The organism is Limnohabitans sp. 2KL-17 (assembly GCF_003063415.1).
In the GTDB taxonomy this organism is placed as follows: Bacteria; Pseudomonadota; Gammaproteobacteria; order Burkholderiales; family Burkholderiaceae_C; genus Limnohabitans_A.
Genome location: NZ_NESK01000101.1, coordinates 1 through 727 on the forward strand (window position 1 = coordinate 1; position 727 = coordinate 727).

1 protein-coding gene is annotated in these 727 nt (G+C 54.5%); it reads left to right on the forward strand.

Annotated elements, in window-relative coordinates; all coding sequences use genetic code 11:
• A partial coding sequence (locus B9Z45_RS17170) for a hypothetical protein (RefSeq protein WP_199221947.1) occupies positions 1-727 on the forward strand: 727 nt, incomplete at both ends.

Sequence of the window (727 nt, forward strand, 5' to 3'; positions counted from 1 at the left end):
TAGCAGCCGCCAAAGCCACAGCTGAAGCCGATGCGGCGGAACTTGCGGCTGCCAAGCAAATGGGTAATCTGGCCCCGTTGCTTTCAGCCGTGAATCACACTTTGATATTCACTGAAATGCTCGGTGCGGATAACGGATCTAACGCTCAGTTGGTCTTCAGCGGTTTGAGTGCCAGTGATTTAGACACCCAGTTGATGTCTGCGACGATGCGCATCACCAATGTCCAGGTTGGCGATGTGTTGCTGTTCACGGACACGGGAAAAATTACTGGCAGTTACAGCAATGGCGTTTTGACTTTGGCGACCAAATCAGGTGCCAACCCAAGTAGCAGTGAATTTTCAGCAGCGCTTGCTTCTGTTAAGTTCAACAACAGCTCCGACAATCCGGTCACCACAGATCGACAAATCAGCTTGGTGATCAGTGATGGCGCGAAGAACAGCCAGACCATTATCCAAACAGTGCAAGTTGTCTCGGTCAACGACGCACCCACGGTGAGCGCCGCCCTTGCTTCAAATGCAAGCGAGGGAGATGTCAGCTACACCGTCAATCTGCTGCAAGGGGCCACGGATGCAGATGCCGGCGAGACTGCCACACTCAGCACGCAAAGCCTTACCTATCAGGTAAATGGTGGCACTGCCAGCGCCACACTGCCTGCAGGCGTGAGCATCACCGGCAACACCCTGACGGTCGACCCCGCCAACGCGGTGTTTAACAGCTTGGCCTTTGG